The following is a 17381-nucleotide window of genomic DNA, read 5'->3' on the forward strand; positions in this document are numbered from 1 at the left end:
CCCGTCCTTTATTCATGGTCTCAGTGCTCAAATTTGCTTGCATTTTACTGGGACTTTTTTGGCCCTTGCATCCATTTGATGAGGAACATTGCTGGAATGATCCAAAGCATGCCCGTCAGCGCAAAATAAAGCAGATGGCCCCACCAGGGGGTATCCCCCAAGCGTGCCACGGCAATCGTATTCGCGATCAGGGCATAACTTGCGACCAGAAAGACGATAATGATTGTTCCGATAAATTTTCGAAGACGGACAGGCATGATGAAATCTCCTCCGATCGGATCGACCGCGACCGCATGCCGCAAACATCCATGTCTTGTTTTGCCGCAAGCAGTGATGCAAATCAATCTTAGGAAGTTAGGAGCAGATATGGCCGTCATAGATCGTCGCGACCAAGACGCGGTTCTCCATAGCGGGAAGCCGATACACAACAATCGCCGAGCCCTGCGCATATGGCTTTCTGTGGTTATTGTGGTGTTGTTCGGCTTGTTTCTCGTTGGGGGAGCGACTCGCCTGACCGGATCAGGCCTTTCGATCACGGAATGGAAGCCAATCCACGGCGTCGTTCCGCCGATTGGCGAAGCGCAATGGCAAGAGGAATTCGATCTGTATAAGCGCATTCCTCAGTATCAGGTCGTGAACAGCGACATGACTTTGAGTGAATTCAAGTCGATCTACTGGTGGGAATGGGCACATCGGTTTCTGGCGCGTTCGATCGGAGTGGTGTTTGCGCTTCCGCTTCTGTGGTTCTGGTTGACGGGCCGGATCGAGAAAAGGCTGCGCTGGCCTCTCGTCGGCGTGCTCGCTCTTGGGGGGCTCCAAGGATTTATTGGCTGGTGGATGGTGTCATCAGGCCTGTCGAAGCTCACCAGCGTCTCGCAATATAGGCTTGCCACGCATCTAACGATGGCGTGCACGATATTCTGCGCCTGCATTTGGATCATGCGCGGACTGACTCCGCACCGCAATGACAGGCCGCCGACCGACGGCTCCAAATGGGCATCTGGATTGATCGCATTGCTCGCCCTTTTTCAGATTTATCTCGGCGCGCTGGTCGCGGGCCTCCATGCCGGCTTGTCATATAACACTTGGCCGTTGATGGATGGTGCCTTGATTCCGTCTGACCTCTTCATACAGAACCCGCTTTGGATCAACCTGTTCGAAAATCCGAAGACAGTACAGTTCGTGCATCGCTGCGGGGCTTATCTGCTCTTTTCCGCAACGCTCGTGCATATGCTCGTGTCACTTCGCCTTGCTCCGGGAAGCACACATGCGCGAGGGGCGGTGATCCTTTTCGGTCTTGTCACCATACAAGCGATGCTCGGTATCACAACGCTGGTCCTTCAGGTGCCGCTACATTGGGCTCTGGCGCATCAGGCCGGTGCACTGGTTGTACTGGGTTACGCGATGGTGCACTTCCACGGCTTCTTCGGCGAATATGCACTGCCCCAACAACAGGTGCGTTAGGGAATGATAGACTTACCGGGGTTTGCATTTGCCCTGGAAGCCCATTGCTATAGGGGACTACGCTGCAGATATCCGCATGAGATTCTCTGAAACTCTTCTTTTAAAATCGATGTGAGAAGATAGTGCGCGATCTTCTTGCTGGTGTTTTAGCCAAGCGGCAGCGATTGGCTCGGACGATTGTCCGAGCCGGACGCGACTCAAGCCCCGATCATGAGATCGAGGTTTTGCACGGCAGCGCCTGATGCGCCTTTGCCAAGATTGTCATAGACGGCGATGAGGACAGCTTGTGCTGTATCGTCATTGGAGAAGACATGAAGGCGCATGCGATTGGTATTGTTATAAAGCTCTGGATTAAGCTCGGGCGAACGTTCCATCATGACAAAGGGCGCAACCTCAACAACGCCCCCCTCGATGGCCGCATAATGATCGGCTATAGCGGCGTGCAGTTCGATCCCCTTTGGCACCCTTGGTAGGCTGCCCAGTTGCAAAGGCACAGTGACGATCATGCCCTGGGCAAAATTCCCAACCACCGGCTGGAAAATCGGCGTGCGCTCCAGCTTTGCGTAATGCCGCATCTCAGGAAGATGCTTATGCTTGAACGTGAGACCGTAAGGCATGTACTCGCAAGCATCTTCGCCTTTGGCGACATAGTCTTCGATCATGCTGCGACCCCCGCCGGAATAGCCGGAAATGCCGTTGACGCTGACGGGAAAGTCAGCCGGTAACAAGCCTGCTTCGATCAGGGGGCGCAGCGTTGCGATTGCGCCTTGCGGCCAGCAGCCGGGATTGGCCACACGCTTGGCACTTGCGATGATGCTTGCCTGGTCGCGACTCATTTCGGCAAAACCATAAGCCCAGCCTTCCGCCACCCGGTATGCCGTTGATGCGTCGATCACGCGAGTCGTATCATTTTGAATGAGATTGACGCTTTCCTTGGCAGCCTCGTCCGGCAGACACAAGATAGCGACATCTGCCGCATTCAGGAGTTCGGCGCGGACTGAGGTATCTTTGCGGCTTTCGCTTGGAATGGAGAGCAACTCAAGATCACGTCGATCGGCAAGACGCTCGCGGATCTGAAGACCCGTCGTTCCCGCTTCGCCGTCAATGAAGATCTTTACTGCCATCTCTATTCGCCTTTTCAATAAGTTACCGTCAGAACCGGAATCAGTTTCGCATGGAATTGATTCAGTTTCTCAACACTGATGCCCTTTCCGCACTTGGTAGAGGCCGAGCATATACATGGCGACCGTAGCACCGGCAATGGCGGTGATATCGGCATGGTCGTAAGCAGGAGCGACTTCGACCACGTCAGCGCCCTTGATGTCGAGGTTTCCGAGATTTTGTAGCACCGAAAGGATTTTGGCACTGGATGGGCCGCCCGCGACCGGCGTTCCAGTGCCGGGAGCGAATGCTGGATCGAGACAATCGATATCGAAGGTGAGATAAACCGGGTGTCCGCTAACCTGAGCCTCGATAGTCTTGGCAAGTTCTTTCGCAGAGGCCGCTTCCACGTCATATCCATAGAGGATGCGGATGCCGCAATCCTCCGGCGCATGGGTGCGGATGCCGATCTGTATGGAGTGCTCTGTATCAATGAGACCCTCCCGTGCGGCTCTGGCGACGAAAGACCCATGGTCGATACGCCGTCCGTCATCGAACCAGGTATCCTGGTGAGCATCGAAGTGAACCAGCGCGAGCGGCCCGTATTTGGCAACATGCGCCTTCAACAGCGGCCATGTGACGAAGTGATCTCCGCCGAGCGACAACAGAAACGCGTCACTGGCCAGGATGTCAGCTGCCTGACGCTCGATGGCTGCGGGTGTCTCCTGGTGATTTCCGTAGTCCAGAAGGCAGTCTCCGTAGTCGATGACCGAGAGATTTGCGAAAAGGTCACGGCCGAAGGGGTATTGAGGATCATTGTCGAAGATGGCCGACGCACGACGGATCGCCTGCGGCCCGAAGCGCGCGCCCGGCCTATTCGACGTGGCGGCATCGAACGGAATTCCCCAGACAACAGCCTCGGCTTCGCTGAGATCTTTCGTAAAGCGGCGGCGCATGAAAGAAAGCGCGCCGGCGAAAGTCGGATCTGTAGCGGAAGAGCGCAACTCCGTTCCGGTAAAGGCGTGGTCGATCGTCTTTTTCGTCAAGGCATTCTCCCGTTCGGACTTTTCAGGAGTGTATAGGCGGGCCGGTAAAATGAACAACTATGCCTATGGGCTATCTGCAAAAGCAAAAAGCGGAGCCGAGGCCCCGCTTTTCGTAAGTCCATAGTTCCTGCGATTAACGCTTGGAGAACTGGAAGGACCGGCGGGCCTTTGCCTTGCCGTACTTCTTACGTTCAACAACACGCGAGTCGCGGGTCAGGAAGCCACCCTTCTTCAAGGTCGTGCGCAGGCCCGGCTCGAAATAGGTGAGGGCCTTTGCAAGGCCATGGCGAACGGCGCCGGCCTGGCCGGAGAGGCCGCCACCAGCAACAGTTGCGATGATGTCAAACTGGCCATCACGTGCTGCAGCAACGATCGGCTGACGCAGAATCATCTGCAGAACCGGACGTGCGAAATAGGCAGTGAAGTCCTTGCCGTTGACAATAATCTTGCCAGAGCCCGCTTTGACCCAAACGCGAGCAACAGCGTCCTTACGCTTGCCAGTCGCATAGGCGCGGCCGAGCTGGTCAACCTTGCGGACATGGACCGGCTTGGCAGCCGCTTCGGAAGCGGTTCCGAGATCCTTCAGAGAGGAAAGATCGGCCATGATCAGGCGCTCCTTACGTTCTTCTTGTTCAGCGTAGCAACGTCGAGGACGGCTGGCTGTTGTGCTTCATGGGGATGGTTCGGGCCAGCGTAAACACGCAGGTTCTTCATCTGGCGACGACCAAGAGGACCACGCGGGATCATGCGTTCAACAGCCTTCTCAAGAACGCGCTCCGGAAAGCGGCCCTCCATGATCTGACGTGCTGTACGTTCCTTGATGCCGCCTGCATAACCGGTGTGCCAGTAGTAAACCTTGTCGGAATACTTCTTGCCGGTGAAAACGACTTTATCAGCGTTGATCACGATGACATTGTCGCCATCATCAACGTGAGGGGTGTAGGTTGCCTTGTGCTTGCCACGCAGGCGCATTGCAATGATGGAGGCGAGACGTCCAACGACGAGCCCTTCGGCGTCGATAACGACCCACTTCTTCTCCACCTCAAGAGGCTTCTGAGAGAAGGTTGCCATAACGGTTCTCTTTCTTCTGATCCCCTGACCTAGACCAGGGGCGTTTCTTGTTGCTTGTTTGATCGCGCACACGGCGCTGGCGGTTGGCGCGAAAGCGAAACCGTTGGCTGCGGTCTATAGACAGGACACCCTCTCAGGTCAAGGCAGTGCGAAATCTGATGCTGAAATAAAAACGAGATAATTCAACGACTTAAAATTGTGGTATTATAATACCATAACAAACTGAAGGGTGCGATCTATTTTTCCGGCTCCGGAGGCAGCTCATGGCAGCTTAAGTGCTTCCGTTTTAGCAACAGCTGCATAGCAGATCTTTGGGCGCACGCGACGCGCAAAAGCGCATCCAAAAGATGCATTAGGGGTCTGTCATTGACTATTAGTTGCGGCTAAAACCACAGCGAACATCTCGGGATCAGAGATAGAACGGTGATTCCATGCGCGGCAAAGACCTTAGCCGATCAAAGATTGTTGAGCGGCACGATCGGATCGCTGTCGATATCGTCCAAGCGCTGACAATTCAGGACAGGGCAGCGGGGATCATCCTTGGTAGGAATTGCCGTCCAGCCTGCATATTCGTTGGCTTCGCAAAATCGGCTGTTGCGAACATAGCGGCCGTAAATCGGGAGGCCGCGAGGCGAGTTATAGCCAAAAATTACCGCGCCTTCCTCATGGATTGCTGCCCGCGCCCGATCGCAGGATATTGTCTTAGGATTGTAGCGGGAAATTGCCAAAACGGGCGTTGCGGCGGCAATCAAAATAATTGCGGCTGTGGCGGTGGTTCTCATGAAAGGCTCCTCCATATGGCTGAGAAGACATGTAGGCACGATATGTCTCCGGACCACATTGTAAGGAGCTGTTTTTGCTGAAGCGTCGCAAGAGTTTCGTCAGTATGGTTTTGTTTACGACCCGCCATTCATCTGTGTCGCAGGCAGGACCGATTACCCGATTGCAACAAGCCAAGATAATAATGAGTTCTCAAGGGGAAGGTTTGATATGAGCGGTCACGACAGCTATTCAGATGAAAAGATCGCCGCCATTTTGCGCAGTGTTAAGCATATCGCTCTCGTAGGCGCATCTCCGAAGCCGGAGAGGCCAAGCTTCCGCGTAATGCAATTTCTTTTGTCTAAAGGCTATGATGTCGTGCCGGTCAACCCTGGCATGGAGGGCAAAAAAATCCATGGCAGACAGGTCTTCGCGCGGCTCGCGGAGGTTGAAGGTCCTATCGATATGGTCGATGTGTTTCGCGCGTCGGAATATTTGCCTGGTGTTGTGGATGAAGTGCTGCAGCTGGACCCACGCCCCAAAGTCATCTGGACGCAGCTGGGCGTGCGTGACGACGCTGCTGCAGCCAAAGCGGAAGCTGAAGGGCTCGACATCATTATGGACCGCTGCCCTGCTATCGAATATCCGCGGCTGATTGGCTGAGCAGGACATCTACTTTACCGGTCGCGCGACTATTTCGCGGCTCTTAAAAAGTCAGAACGAATTTTGTCCAAAAGCGGCATGACGCGCAATGGAACCCTGTTCATTCCAGCGATCCTGGCGCTATGCTCTGAATGAGCTATCAACGGGGAGGATGAAATGACCAACAACGATCCTGGCTTCAGCACGCTTGCCATTCACGCCGGAGCCCAACCAGATCCAACAACGGGCGCGAGGGCAACGCCGATCTATCAGACCACGGCCTATGTCTTCGACAGTTCTGATCATGCCGCTTCGCTTTTCGGACTTGAGGCTTTCGGCAACATCTATACGCGGATCATGAACCCGACGCAGGCTGTGCTCGAGGAACGTGTTGCAGCGCTGGAAGGTGGAACTGCGGCGCTGGCGGTGGCGTCCGGGCATGCTGCGCAGATGATCACCTTTCATACTATCATGCGCTCAGGCCAGAGCTTTGTTGCTGCTCGTCAGCTCTATGGCGGCTCGATCAATCAGTTCGGGCATGCCTTTGACAATTTTGGATGGCAGGTGCGGTGGGCGAACGCGGCGGAGCCGGAAAGCTTCGAAGCTGCAATCGATGACAATACTCAAGCCGTTTTCATTGAAAGCCTCGCCAACCCCGGCGGGACTTTCGTTGATATCGCTGCTATTGCTGAGATTGCTCACAAACATGGGCTGCCGCTCATTGTCGACAACACGATGGCGTCCCCTTATCTCGTCCGTCCGATCGAGCATGGGGCAGACATCGTCTTGCATTCGCTCACCAAATTCCTGGGCGGACATGGTAACTCGATGGGCGGGATTATCGTCGATGGCGGCACATTCGATTGGTCGGCCTCCGGTCGTTATCCGATGTTATCAGCGCCGCGGCCCGAATATAATGGTGTGGTTCTCCACTCGACGTTCGGAAACTTCTCCTTCGCGATTGCGGCGCGCGTCCTTGGTCTGCGCGATCTCGGACCGGCCATTTCCCCTTTTAACGCCTTTCTCATTCTTACCGGCATTGAGACGCTACCACTGAGGATGCAGCGCCACAGCGATAATGCGCTAACGGTCGCGCGGTGGCTCAAGGCGCACAGCAAGATCGAATGGGTGAAATATGCTGGACTTGAAGCCGATCCAAATCATGACCTGCAGGTAAAGTATGCCCCGCAAGGAGCCGGCGCCGTGTTCACCTTTGGAGTGAAGGGCGGTTATGAAGCAGGAAAAGCTCTGGTGGAAGGCCTGAAACTCTTTTCGCATCTGGCCAACATTGGTGACACCAGGTCTCTCGTGATCCATCCCGCTTCGACGACGCACAGACAATTGTCGGACGAGCAGAAGACTGCCGCTGGGGCTGGCCCGGATGTCGTGCGCGTTTCCATCGGGATCGAGGATGTCAAGGATATCATCGCCGATCTGGAGCAGTCGCTGGCTCGCATATGATATACTGCGTCTTGCAATTTCGGCAGATGCTGCGACTGCAAGACGACCCTAACCTCCAAGGATACACCTGTGGCAAACCATGTTTCATTTGATTGGGTTACGATGGATCCGGAGCTCGGAGCACCGACGCCAGATCGCATTCTCGAAGGCGATCCTGTCTTCAGGACTTGGAACCTGGAAGAGACCGATAGCGGCGTCTATGCGGGGATCTGGGAGGCGACGCCTGGCAAATGGCGTGTCTCTTATGATGAGTGGGAGTATTTCAGCATCTTGTCCGGATATTCTGTTCTGACGGAGGACGGCGGAGAACCGCTGCATTTGCGGGCAGGGGATCGACTGATCGTTCGCCCCGGCTTTGCCGGCACCTGGGAGGTCGTCGAGACAACCCGAAAGGACTACGTAATCCGACTATAGGGACGAAGTCTTCCAGACAAGGTCGAGCCTTTCCAGGCCATGAAAATGATAGACATCTTTGACCTTCGGTGCTTGCGCCAGAGCGAGGCGCGGAAGCCTTTCAAATAAGATCGGGAGTACCGTGTTCAGTTCGAGGCGCGCCAGCGGGGCGCCGATACAAAAATGAATTCCGGCGCCGAAGGACAGGTTCGGGGCTTCTGCACGCTCAGGATTGAAGATCAATGGATCCGAGTATTTCTTTGGATCTAGATTGGCGGCGGCGAGGATGACGCTGATTTTGTCTCCACGCTTCAACGGTACGCGATCGATCTCCAGGTTTTCCAAAACCCAGCGCTGAAAAATATGAACGGGCGCGCAAATTCTTAACGTCTCTTCGACAGTCCTTTCCGTCGAATTTGCATTCGCAAAGAGCTTGGCGGGTTCATAGCCGCTTTCGAGAATGACGCGGACCGAATTGCCAATCTGATGGACCGTCGCTTCGTGACCCGCGTTTAAAAGGACGATGGTTGTCGATACCAGTTCGTCATCCGTCAGAAACTGTCCTTTATGCTCAGTATGGATCATGTGACTGAGGAGATCGTTCTGCGGTGCCTCTCGTCGCTGCCGAATGATCCCACGAACGTAATCGGCAAATTCGCGTGCCGCTTTGTCGGCGGCATCCTCGTCAGCGCGCGTGCGCTTGAACATATACATGCCCACATAGTCGTGAGACCAGGACAGCAGCTGCGGCGCTATCTCTTCTGGTATGCCGATCATGCGCGCAATCATGGTCACAGGGATTATATCGGAAAAAGCGGAAAGCAGCTCGACGGATCCTTTGGTTTCGAAGCCGTCGATCAATTGATGCGCCAGCGCTTCGATGTCAGGGCGCATTTGTTCGATCTGGCGCGACACGAAGGATCGATTGATCAGTGTGCGCAGGCGCGTATGTTCCGGCGGTTCAATTTCCAGAAGAGAATGGCGTTCCGCCAGGTCGAAATTGACCAGACGCTGCTGCGGGTCCGGTAGATTCAGCTCTGTTCTGTCAGCAATATGCAGGATTTGGCGGCCGAGCCGTCGATCACGCAAGATTCCGTTGACGATATCGTAGCCCGTGAAAAACCACTGCCGCTGCTCCTCCCAGTAAAAGGTAGGAGACTGTGCATGAATGGCTGCATAGGCGACGTTGGGATTGGCGTAGAAGTCTGGGTTGCGCGCATCAAGGCGAACGCGCCGCAGAACCGGATCGATGTCAAGGAAGTATGCTGTGCTCATATCTGCTGCTTAGCGCATTCGCACTGCAAGGCAAAGCAGACTTCAATCAGCCTTCTGAAAGCTCTGTGACCCCGCTCAGCCGGCACGCGCCAGCATCTCGATCCTGCGCAAAGCTTCGATTTGATCGTCCACAGTCGGGACAAGATCGCCGGACTGTTCAGACATATGTTCCGGCACCCGCGCTGTCTCTTCTTTGCCGAAGACAACGGTCCGATTTCGGCCCGCCGCCTTCGCGGCATAAAGTGCTTTGTCCGCAGAGGACATCATTTTCTGCAGGTTCGCCTCAGCCGGCTCAGCAATCGAAACGCCAATGCTCACGGTAGCCGGAACGATGGCATCGCCGGTGCTGATCGGCATATAGCAAAACTCGCTGCGGATCGTTTCAGCGAGGGCTTCTGCATCATACTGGTCGCTGACGGCAGCAAAGGCTGCAAATTCTTCCCCACCCATTCTGCCGAAGAGGTTGCCGGCAACATGTCGACGGGCGATGCGGGCGAATTGAGCAAGAACTGCATCCCCGGCCTGATGTCCAAGTTTGTCATTAATCTGCTTGAAGCGATCGAGATCGAAGAGAAGGACAGCAACCTGTTTCTTTTCGTCGAGTGATTTTTGTAGGAAACGATCGAAGACGCCAAGCAAACCGCGACGGTTCAATGCGCCTGTCAAGGTGTCTGTGATGGTCAGACGGTAGAGTTGTTTCTGGCCGCGTTCGATCACGAGCTGGCAGGCAAATGCGAAAGCGAAAATCAAAAGAAGGTAGTTCCCGACCATCGCGATCAGGCCGTAATCCGTCGCATTGGCCCTGTCTTGGTCGAATAAAGCCAGGGATAACGCTGTGCCAAATGATAACACAGCTTGGAGAACGAACACGGCCGAAAGCTTAACGCCGGTCCCTTCGCGCCCGCCTTCCACCATGCCGGCAGCCATGGCAAGCCCTGCCGCGCCCGTTGCATAAGCGAGGTTGTAAAGAATGATGCGGGATGCGAGGTCGTTATAAATCCAAGGAAGGAAGATGCCGCTGAGCCAGATCGCCGGGGACAACAGCGCCCACCACGCGATTTTCCGTTTATCGAGTGCGGCAAAGCCCGCAATGCAGGCCGTCTGGCCGGCCAGGGCGATAGCATTGCCCAGTTCATTCGGCATAAACTGAGGAATAAAGGCCGCCAAAGCGAGCATCCCGAATCCAAGAGCGTTCAACAGAAAACCCAGGCCCCAGTAGAAATAGCTCTTGCTCTGCCGGTCTTGCCGCCATGCCATGAATAGGACGAGCGACAAGGTCGTTGCTTCTGAGCACCACACGGCGATCGCTGTTTGAAAATTGAACACGGGATACACACCTTCCTGTTTGATCCCATGATGATCGAAAAATCTCGCTGCTTTCTTAAGTAAGCCGCCAAGGACGGCGTGCTCCACCGCGATTTGATTTTAACCTTTCCGGAATGTGAACGTGCAGCGCGATCAGGCGGCAAAGCGCAGTGACACACGCGGTTCTTAACGTTATCCATAGGCGTGTCTTGAAGTGAAGGGCTTCCACACTCTATGTAGGGAGTGACGCATTCTCTTTGATTCCGGCTACTGCCGTGAAAGACGCTCGCAAAGGACGCACATGAAAAATCCAGTTGATACCGCTTTGGCTCTCGTGCCCATGGTCGTTGAACAGACCAACCGCGGTGAACGCTCCTACGACATTTACTCCCGTCTCCTCAAGGAGAGGATCATCTTTATGACGGGTCCTGTCGAAGATCATATGGCAACGCTCGTTTGCGCCCAGCTTCTCTTCCTGGAAGCGGAAAATCCGAAAAAGGAAATCGCTCTTTACATCAATTCGCCGGGCGGCGTTGTCACGTCCGGGATGGCGATCTACGACACGATGCAGTTTATCAAGCCAGCCGTATCGACGCTTTGCATCGGTCAGGCTGCGTCGATGGGTTCTCTCCTTCTGGCGGCAGGGCACAAGGATATGCGCTTTGCAACGCCGAATGCGCGCATCATGGTGCATCAGCCGTCAGGCGGTTTCCAGGGGCAGGCTTCGGACATTGAGCGCCACGCGCGCGACATTCTTAAGATGAAGCGCCGCTTGAACGAGGTCTATGTCAAGCACACAGGCCGGACCTATGAAGAGGTTGAAAAAACCCTTGATCGCGACCATTTTATGGATGCGAGCGAGGCGCGCGACTGGGGCGTCATCGATAAGGTGCTTACGTCCCGTGCTGAAATTGAAGGCGATTCGGCTTGATGATGCCTCGCCATGATGTTTTACTGCCACAGTTCTATCCCATTTTTGGTTGAACAGTGCCATTGATTCATCCGTGAATGAGCCGAGATTGAGTATTAATGCTATGTTGAAGTTTCATGACATAGCATTCGGCATAGAAGGGGTTTTCGCTGCCGCCGGCACCTTGAGTTGAGGATCCGGTTCGTAACCCCTAGCTTTTCCGGTCGAAGCTCAAATCGGTCGGTGGGCGATTGTTTGACCGCAGTTTCAGTTTTGGAACGCGGTGTGCTGGAAGGAAAGTGATATGAGCAAGGTCAGCGGCAGCAACGGCGGTGATTCCAAGAACACTCTGTATTGTTCGTTCTGCGGAAAAAGCCAGCATGAAGTCCGGAAGCTAATCGCCGGACCGACGGTGTTCATCTGCGATGAATGCGTCGAATTGTGCATGGATATCATCCGTGAAGAGAACAAGTCTTCCATGGTGAAGTCGCGCGATGGGGTTCCCACGCCGCAGGACATCATCAAGGTGCTTGACGAATACGTGATTGGCCAGCGCCAGGCGAAGAAAATTCTCTCGGTGGCTGTCCACAACCACTACAAGCGGCTCGCGCATGCCTCGAAGAACGGCGATGTCGAGCTGGCAAAGTCCAACATCATGCTCGTCGGCCCGACGGGTTGCGGCAAAACCTATCTCGCACAAACACTAGCACGCATCATTGACGTGCCGTTCACCATGGCTGATGCAACGACACTGACCGAGGCAGGTTACGTCGGTGAGGACGTCGAAAACATCATCTTGAAGCTGCTTCAGGCGGCCGACTACAACGTTGAGCGCGCTCAGCGCGGTATCGTCTACATCGACGAAGTCGACAAGATTTCCCGCAAATCCGATAACCCTTCCATCACGCGTGACGTGTCGGGTGAAGGCGTTCAGCAGGCGCTCCTGAAGATCATGGAAGGCACGGTAGCGTCCGTTCCGCCGCAGGGTGGCCGTAAGCATCCTCAGCAGGAATTCCTGCAGGTTGATACGACCAATATCCTCTTCATTTGCGGTGGCGCATTCGCCGGGCTTGATAAGATCATCTCTGCTCGCGGCGAGAAGACGTCCATCGGATTTGGAGCAACCGTGAAGGCGCCTGACGATCGCCGCGTCGGTGAGGTTTTGCGCGAGTTGGAGCCGGAAGATCTCGTAAAGTTCGGCCTTATCCCGGAATTCATCGGCCGTCTGCCAGTTTTGGCGACGCTGGAAGATCTGGATGAGGATGCGCTGATCCAGATCCTGTCGGAGCCGAAGAACGCATTGGTCAAGCAGTATCAGCGCCTTTTCGAGATGGAAGATGTCGAACTGACCTTCCACGAGGATGCGCTCCGCGAAATCGCCCGTCGTGCGATCATCCGCAAGACAGGCGCGCGCGGCCTGCGATCCATCATGGAAAAGATCTTGCTCGACACGATGTTCGAGTTGCCGGCACTGGAGGGTGTCCGCGAGGTCGTGATTTCGGAAGAAGTCGTCAAGGGCTCAGCTCGCCCGCTGTACATCTATGCCGACCGGCAGGATGAAAAGGCAAACGCTTCTGCCTAATGGGGCGAGGCGTAACGACGGGAAAAAATATGCTTCGGCGGGATGGCTGAGGCAGACGACATTAAAGAGGGGCTTGCGATGCAGGCCCCTTTTTATTTGGATAAGTAGCCAGCGTGCGATCTTGTGCAAGGCTGGCCCGGCAAATTTGCTATAGTTGCTTTTCATAAGTTTCTAGCGAAGATTACGTGATTCCTTCTGGATCCGTGTGTAGTGCATTGAAAATGATGGGCTAGGGGAGGAATGCCGGCAGAGAGCCGGTCAGTATTGCGTTCGTCATGCAACTGTCGCAATCGGGGGAGGGCTGCGTGGTTGCGGGTTGAAAATGATAATCGGAGCCTCCACTTGTGTACCAAGTGAGAGTGATGGTCGCCTCTTTGGGACCGCACCGAGAGAGCCCGGAAACGGGACGATGGAAAGGAATGAAACATGACGAAGAAAACGTCAGTTGCAAGCAGCACCGCGTATCCTGTTCTGCCTTTGCGCGACATCGTGGTCTTCCCCCACATGATCGTGCCGCTATTCGTTGGGCGGGAAAAGTCGATCCGTGCGCTTGAAGAGGTGATGGGATCTGAAAAGCAGATCATGCTCGTGACGCAAATCAATGCGAGCGACGATGACCCTGATCCTTCCGCTATTCACAAGGTTGGCACGGTGGCGAACGTGCTGCAGCTGTTGAAGCTCCCCGATGGGACCGTAAAGGTGCTTGTCGAAGGTCGAGCTCGCGCGGAAATCGACGGTTATACCGATCGGGAAGATTTCTATGAAGCTTTGGGCCACATCCTTCAGGAGCCCGATGATGATGCAGTCGAGCTTGAAGCTCTGTCGCGCTCGGTCGTTTCCGAATTCGAAAGCTACGTCAAGCTCAACAAGAAGATATCTCCGGAAGTCGTTGGTGCCGCTAGCCAAATCGAGGATTATTCAAAGCTCGCTGACACGGTTGCTTCCCATTTGTCAATCAAGATCAGTGAAAAGCAGGAGATGCTCGAAACCACGAGCGTTAAGGGCCGCCTGGAAAAGGCGCTGGGCTTTATGGAAGGTGAGATCTCTGTCCTTCAGGTTGAAAAGCGCATCCGCTCGCGCGTCAAGCGCCAGATGGAAAAGACCCAGCGCGAGTACTATCTGAACGAGCAGATGAAAGCGATCCAGAAGGAACTCGGTGACGGCGAAGAAGGCCGTGACGAGATGGCAGAACTCGAGGAGCGCATCTCCAAGACCAAGCTCTCCAAGGAAGCGCGTGAGAAGGCCGATGCCGAGCTGAAGAAGCTTCGTCAGATGAGCCCGATGTCCGCCGAAGCCACGGTCGTGCGCAATTATCTCGACTGGCTGTTGGGTATTCCGTGGGGCAAAAAGTCGAAGATCAAGACCGATCTTGCCAATGCTGAGAAGATCCTCGAATCGGATCACTTCGGTCTTGATAAGGTGAAGGAACGGATTGTCGAATATCTCGCCGTTCAGGCTCGCGCGACGAAGATCAAAGGCCCAATCTTGTGCCTCGTAGGCCCTCCCGGTGTGGGTAAAACGTCGCTCGCGCAGTCGATCGCAAAGGCGACAGGGCGGGAGTATGTTCGCATGGCGCTCGGCGGGGTTCGCGATGAAGCCGAAATTCGGGGACATCGTCGTACCTATATCGGCTCGATGCCTGGTAAGGTCATCCAGTCGATGAAAAAGGCCAAGAAGTCCAACCCGCTCTTCCTTCTCGACGAGATCGATAAGATGGGAATGGACTTCCGCGGTGATCCTTCGTCGGCTCTTCTCGAAGTGCTCGATCCTGCTCAGAACTCGACCTTCATGGATCACTATCTTGAGGTTGAGTATGATCTGTCGGACGTGATGTTCATCACGACGGCCAATACGTTGAATATCCCGGCTCCTTTGATGGACCGCATGGAAATCATCCGTATTGCCGGCTACACCGAGGACGAAAAGCGTGAGATCGCCAAGCGGCACCTGCTGCCGAAGGCGATCAAAGAGCACGCGCTGCAGCCTCACGAGTTCTCGGTCACCGATGAAGCGCTGATGGTGGTGATCCAGCAGTACACACGTGAAGCCGGTGTTCGTAACTTCGAACGTGAGTTGATGAAGCTTGCTCGTAAGGCGGTGACAGAGATCATCAAGGGCAAGACCAAGGCGGTCCATGTGACAGCCGAAAACATCAACGACTATCTGGGCGTGCCGCGCTTCCGCCATGGCGAAGCAGAGCGCGAGGATCAGGTCGGCGTTGTTACCGGACTGGCTTGGACAGAGGTCGGTGGTGAGCTTCTGACAATCGAAGGCGTCATGATGCCAGGTAAAGGTCGCATGACTGTTACCGGCAACCTGAAGGATGTGATGAAGGAATCGATCTCGGCAGCGGCCTCCTATGTCCGCTCCCGCGCGGTTGATTTCGGCATCGAGCCGCCGCGTTTCGATAAGAGCGATATCCACGTGCACGTTCCGGAAGGTGCGACCCCTAAAGATGGTCCATCGGCTGGTGTGGCGATGGCAACCGCGATCGTGTCGATCATGACCGGCATTCCCGTCTCAAAGGATGTCGCGATGACCGGAGAGATCACGTTGCGCGGCCGGGTTCTTCCGATAGGAGGCTTGAAGGAAAAGCTTCTTGCTGCCTTGCGCGGTGGGATCAAGAAGGTTCTGATCCCAGAAGAAAATGCCAAGGATCTGGCAGAGATTCCGGACAACGTGAAGAACAACATGGAGATCATTCCCGTGTCGCGCATGGGGGAAGTGATCAAGCATGCACTTGTTCGGCGCCCGGAGCCGATTGAGTGGGACGGAACTGTTGAGACGCCCGTGATTGCCGGCGTCGACGGTATGGACGACACCTCGGCCTCCGTCGCCCATTAACAGCAAAAGCGCCTGGATGGCCTCATCCGGGCGCTTTTTTTAGCTTTGATCGTGACAAGCACGGTGTTTGAGAGCGTGCTGTGAGTCTCGGTGAAGGCCGCCTCTCCCATGCCTGATCGTGCAATAGTTTGCATGGTTCAGGCTTGGAAATCAGGATTGCGATAAAATAGCATCACAGGCTGGCGGAAAACGCCGGCCTTTTTTGTGAAAACCGCTGGGATACGCTTGATTTTCCATGATTCACAGGGCTTTTGGGTCTCGGCGGGCCTGATGAATTTGCATTGAGCGCCTAGCTTATCGCTGAATTGTTTCGAACCAAATGAAAGGGGTGGAAACATGAATAAGAATGAACTCGTGGCCGCTGTTGCCGATAAGGCTGGATTGACGAAGGCAGACGCCGCTTCTGCAGTCGATGCCGTTTTCGAAGTCGTTCAGAACGAGCTGAAGGGGAAGGGCGATGTTCGCCTCGCCGGTTTCGGCAGCTTCACCGTTTCTCATCGCGCAGCAAGCAAGGGCCGCAATCCTTCGACGGGTGCGGAAGTTGATATTCCTGCACGCAACGTGCCTAAGTTCACGCCCGGCAAGGGCCTGAAGGATGCCGTCAACAGCTAATCCTAGCTGTCTGGAGTGAGCGTGCAGGTTGCGCCATAAGGCGCGATCTTTGCCTGAAACTCCGACATGTCGCGGTCGGCGGCTAGCGTCTAGCTCGTTGATCGCGATAGAACGTTTCTTGCTCACGACATCAAGGGGTCCGGCGTCAGCCGGCCCCTTTTTCGTTTGTAGCGAATGGCGCTATAGCCGCTTAAGACAGAATGAGAAATGCGCGTGCGACTCGACAGTGAGAAACTCAAACTGCCAACCATAGTCCTTGCAGAACTTCGTAACGGCTTCCACGACGCCATAGACAATCGGCTTAACGGTATTGCCGGTGCAAAAGTCATGGCCGGCAATCCGGCCGGTGCGATTGACCTTGCTATCGCACAGCACGAGTTCCTGCCAGGTCAATTCAAACGAATGATCGGTATCGATATAGACCCAGTCGATCGAGGCACTCTCGAACTCCGAAAGTTTCTCTAAGGACGTTCCCTGCCGAAGCTCGAGCCTGCCTTCTTGGATTTCGCGGGCGAAGGACGATTCGATCTCAGCCAAACCCGAGCTGTAACGGTCCATGCTCCAGGGATCGATCAGGTAGAGCTTGCGTGGCTGATTCTTCTCCAGAATTTCGCGCGAATATTCTCCAAATGCAGCACCGACTTCCACCGCCACGCCCCCATGCGGAATGCGATAAAGAAGCTCTCCTCGGTCTGGCAGCAGTCGCGCGTGTTCGAGATGATAGGCACCGAGCGTCGTTCGAGGCATTGCCGCTCTTTGAGCTTGTCGTTCTTCGCGCGTTTTCATAATGCTTGTCTCCAATGAAAGAACTCAAGGGGCAGAACACCACCATTTGGCGGCTTTTCCTTGGGTTCGGTTATGTTTTGACCGGCAATCGCGCCGATCGGCAAAGTTCTTCTTTCCGCCGGACAGATTG

General features: G+C 54.9%; 17 protein-coding genes. 8 read left to right on the forward strand and 9 right to left on the reverse strand.

Annotated elements, in window-relative coordinates; all coding sequences use genetic code 11:
• Positions 1-44: 44 nt before the first annotated feature.
• Positions 45-257 carry a DUF2842 domain-containing protein gene (locus VQ830_RS03145; RefSeq protein ID WP_337266580.1) on the reverse strand — a complete coding sequence of 71 codons (213 nt, stop codon included), beginning with the start codon at positions 255-257 and terminating at the stop codon, positions 45-47.
• Positions 258-366: 109 nt separating this feature from the next.
• Here VQ830_RS03145 and VQ830_RS03150 point away from each other — a divergent pair, with 109 nt between their 5' ends.
• On the forward strand, positions 367-1464 hold the full coding sequence (locus VQ830_RS03150; protein WP_337266581.1) for a COX15/CtaA family protein: 1098 nt from the start codon (positions 367-369) through the stop codon (positions 1462-1464).
• A 197-nt stretch (positions 1465-1661) separates the two neighbouring features.
• Here the strand turns inward: VQ830_RS03150 and argC are convergent, their stop codons facing one another.
• The 5 genes from argC to VQ830_RS03175 form a co-directional block, all read right to left on the reverse strand.
• Positions 1662-2588 carry an N-acetyl-gamma-glutamyl-phosphate reductase gene (argC, locus tag VQ830_RS03155; RefSeq protein WP_337266582.1) on the reverse strand — a complete coding sequence of 309 codons (927 nt, stop codon included), beginning with the start codon at positions 2586-2588 and terminating at the stop codon, positions 1662-1664.
• 69 nt (positions 2589-2657) lie between these two features.
• The gene (gene speB / locus VQ830_RS03160) at positions 2658-3611 is read right to left on the reverse strand and encodes an agmatinase (RefSeq protein ID WP_337266583.1); all 954 of its coding nucleotides are present in this window, start codon (positions 3609-3611) and stop codon (positions 2658-2660) included.
• Between the two features lie 133 nt (positions 3612-3744).
• Positions 3745-4215: a 30S ribosomal protein S9 gene (rpsI, locus tag VQ830_RS03165; protein WP_337266584.1), complete on the reverse strand. Its 471-nt coding sequence runs from the start codon at positions 4213-4215 to the stop codon at positions 3745-3747.
• Positions 4216-4217: 2 nt separating this feature from the next.
• On the reverse strand, positions 4218-4682 hold the full coding sequence (rplM, locus tag VQ830_RS03170; protein WP_337266585.1) for a 50S ribosomal protein L13: 465 nt from the start codon (positions 4680-4682) through the stop codon (positions 4218-4220).
• A gap of 455 nt (positions 4683-5137) precedes the next feature.
• On the reverse strand, positions 5138-5464 hold the full coding sequence (locus VQ830_RS03175; protein WP_337266586.1) for a hypothetical protein: 327 nt from the start codon (positions 5462-5464) through the stop codon (positions 5138-5140).
• Positions 5465-5672: 208 nt separating this feature from the next.
• On the opposite strand from VQ830_RS03175, the gene VQ830_RS03180 reads away from it, so the two are divergent.
• From VQ830_RS03180 to VQ830_RS03190, 3 genes are all read left to right on the forward strand, one after another.
• Entirely contained in the window at positions 5673-6104 is a 432-nt protein-coding gene (locus VQ830_RS03180) for a CoA-binding protein (RefSeq protein WP_337266587.1), read from the forward strand.
• Positions 6105-6260: 156 nt separating this feature from the next.
• Positions 6261-7544: an O-acetylhomoserine aminocarboxypropyltransferase gene (locus VQ830_RS03185; protein ID WP_337266588.1), complete on the forward strand. Its 1284-nt coding sequence runs from the start codon at positions 6261-6263 to the stop codon at positions 7542-7544.
• Positions 7545-7646: 102 nt separating this feature from the next.
• The gene (locus tag VQ830_RS03190) at positions 7647-7958 is read left to right on the forward strand and encodes a cupin domain-containing protein (RefSeq protein WP_337266636.1); all 312 of its coding nucleotides are present in this window, start codon (positions 7647-7649) and stop codon (positions 7956-7958) included.
• On the opposite strand, the gene VQ830_RS03195 is transcribed toward VQ830_RS03190, so the two are convergent.
• Together VQ830_RS03195 and VQ830_RS03200 are read right to left on the reverse strand one after the other, a co-directional pair.
• Complete coding sequence (locus tag VQ830_RS03195) at positions 7953-9212, reverse strand: cytochrome P450 (protein ID WP_337266589.1); 1260 nt, start codon at positions 9210-9212, stop codon at positions 7953-7955. The genes VQ830_RS03190 and VQ830_RS03195 overlap by 6 nt on opposite strands.
• Before the next feature lie 75 nt (positions 9213-9287).
• A complete protein-coding gene (locus VQ830_RS03200) occupies positions 9288-10538 on the reverse strand; it encodes a GGDEF domain-containing protein (RefSeq protein WP_337266590.1) in 1251 nt (416 codons plus the stop codon).
• A gap of 280 nt (positions 10539-10818) precedes the next feature.
• On the opposite strand from VQ830_RS03200, the gene VQ830_RS03205 reads away from it, so the two are divergent.
• The 4 genes from VQ830_RS03205 to hupB all read left to right on the forward strand — a co-directional run bounded on the left by VQ830_RS03205 (position 10819) and on the right by hupB (position 16465).
• A complete protein-coding gene (locus VQ830_RS03205; protein WP_337266591.1) occupies positions 10819-11448 on the forward strand; it encodes an ATP-dependent Clp protease proteolytic subunit in 630 nt (209 codons plus the stop codon).
• Between the two features lie 283 nt (positions 11449-11731).
• Positions 11732-13009, forward strand: a complete 1278-nt coding sequence (clpX, locus tag VQ830_RS03210) for an ATP-dependent Clp protease ATP-binding subunit ClpX (protein WP_337266592.1) — start codon at positions 11732-11734, stop codon at positions 13007-13009.
• A gap of 426 nt (positions 13010-13435) precedes the next feature.
• The gene (lon, locus tag VQ830_RS03215; protein ID WP_337266593.1) at positions 13436-15853 is read left to right on the forward strand and encodes an endopeptidase La; all 2418 of its coding nucleotides are present in this window, start codon (positions 13436-13438) and stop codon (positions 15851-15853) included.
• Between the two features lie 336 nt (positions 15854-16189).
• Positions 16190-16465, forward strand: a complete 276-nt coding sequence (gene hupB, locus VQ830_RS03220; RefSeq protein ID WP_337266594.1) for a DNA-binding protein HupB — start codon at positions 16190-16192, stop codon at positions 16463-16465.
• 180 nt (positions 16466-16645) lie between these two features.
• On the opposite strand, the gene VQ830_RS03225 is transcribed toward hupB, so the two are convergent.
• A complete protein-coding gene (locus VQ830_RS03225) occupies positions 16646-17251 on the reverse strand; it encodes a class I SAM-dependent methyltransferase (protein ID WP_337266595.1) in 606 nt (201 codons plus the stop codon).
• Positions 17252-17381: the final 130 nt, after the last annotated feature.

It is taken from the genome of Oryzifoliimicrobium ureilyticum (genome assembly GCF_037199735.1).
GTDB lineage: Bacteria > Pseudomonadota > Alphaproteobacteria > Rhizobiales > Rhizobiaceae > Rhizobium > Rhizobium ureilyticus.